Genomic DNA, 1,376 nt, shown 5'->3' on the forward strand with positions numbered 1-1,376 from the left:
GGACATGTCGGCGGCGCTCGCGCTCGGTGACGCGCTCGGGGTGCCGCCGCTCGCCATGGCCGAACTGCTGCCCGTCATCGAAGCGGTGATGGTCCGGAAGCTGAACGAGGAGCTGAGCGCGAATGGCGGCCCGGGGGTCAGGCCTTGATCTTCTCGATCAGCGTGACGCCGGGCAGTCCCTCGAAATGTGCGTCGCAGGTCAGGAGCGTCGCGCCCTGCGCGCGGGCGGTTGCGAAGATGATGGCGTCGGCGGTGGCAAGCTTGTGCTCCCGGCACGCCTCCGCCGCCGCCAGCGCGATCTCGGTGTCGAGCGGCACCACATGGCAGACCTGCGTGAAGGCGATCACCTGATCGGCTTTGTCCTCGCCGACCTCGCGCGTCAGCCATTTCGCCAGCTCGAGCTGGACCATGGTCGGTACGAGCCACTCGGCCTGTTCGGGCAGATGTTCAGACAGCTTCTCGCCGGTCGGCGAGCCGATGAGCCACTCGATCCACGCCGACGTGTCGACGAGGATCATCAGAACCGATCCGTCCGGTCGCGATAATCGGCAGCGGACGCGCCGCGCGCGAGCCCCTTCAGCGCCTCCCGCTTGGGCACCGGCACAAGCAGGACGCCCGTGCCTTTCGGGATGAAGGCAAAGGTCAACCCGGCTTCCCAGTGCTGGGCGGCCCGGATCGCCTTGGGAATCGAGATCTGGAACTTCGAGGACAGGGTCGCGGTCTCGGCCATGGTCATACCTTCACTTGATCGATGGTATAAACGTAAGACGCCCATGCGGCGAAAGCAAGGAGTCTGACCGATGGCCGAGAAACGCGTCAGCGTCCGCCTTGCGGCCGTGGGCGGGCGGCAGGTGCGCGCCGAACTGGAGGGCGTGGGCGAAGCCGGGTCGCGCGGCTTCGGACGGCTGAGCCGGGAGATGGAGGCTGCGAACGCCCGGCTCGCGGCCTTCTCGCGCCGGGTGCGGGTCGCGGCCGCCGCCGCAGTTGCAGCCGCAGCGGCCGCTGGCGTGGCGATGATCCGCTCCGGCCTGCAGACGGTCGATGCGCAGGCGAAGCTGGCGCAGTCGCTCGGCACCACCGTGGCCTCGATCCAGACGCTGGAGCGCGCGGGCGAACTGGCGGGCGTGTCGATGTCCGGCATCGAGCAGGCGACGAAGGATCTGACGCGCCGTCTCAGCCAGGCGGCCGCCGGGACCGGTCCCGCCGCCGATGCGCTCGACCGGCTCGGGCTTTCGGCCAACGAGCTGATCGCCCTGCCGCTGGACCAGCGCGTGGGCGCGATCAACGCCGCCATCGAGAGCTTCGTGCCCGTCGCCGAACGCGCGGCGGTCGCGGGGCAACTCTTCGGCGAGGAAGGCTCCATCGCCATGTCGCGG

At 69.6% G+C, this 1,376-nt stretch carries 2 protein-coding genes and 1 pseudogene; 1 reads left to right on the forward strand and 2 read right to left on the reverse strand.

The features are described 5' to 3' along the window. Nucleotides 1-137: 137 nt before the first annotated feature. Nucleotides 138-518, reverse strand: a complete 381-nt coding sequence (locus tag E3D03_RS20750; RefSeq protein ID WP_036720047.1) for a type II toxin-antitoxin system VapC family toxin — start codon at nt 516-518, stop codon at nt 138-140. Beyond that, nucleotides 518-730: an AbrB/MazE/SpoVT family DNA-binding domain-containing protein gene (locus tag E3D03_RS20755; RefSeq protein WP_036708314.1), complete on the reverse strand. Its 213-nt coding sequence runs from the start codon at nt 728-730 to the stop codon at nt 518-520. The genes E3D03_RS20750 and E3D03_RS20755 overlap by 1 nt, the downstream gene beginning before the upstream one ends. A gap of 70 nt (nt 731-800) precedes the next feature. Between E3D03_RS20755 and E3D03_RS20760 the strand changes: the two are divergent. Further along, nucleotides 801-1,376 (forward strand): annotated as a pseudogene (locus tag E3D03_RS20760) (phage tail tape measure protein); the annotation flags it as partial.

The organism is Paracoccus sp. DMF (assembly GCF_004407025.1).
Classification (GTDB): Bacteria; Pseudomonadota; Alphaproteobacteria; order Rhodobacterales; family Rhodobacteraceae; genus Paracoccus; species Paracoccus aminovorans_B.

Excerpts from the sequence above, each read along its gene's own strand:
- E3D03_RS20750 (WP_036720047.1), bottom strand. The coding sequence starts at position 518 with ATGATCCTCGTCGACACGTCGGCGTGGATCGAGTGGCTCATCGGCTCG.
- E3D03_RS20755 (WP_036708314.1), bottom strand. The coding sequence starts at position 730 with ATGGCCGAGACCGCGACCCTGTCCTCGAAGTTCCAGATCTCGATTCCC.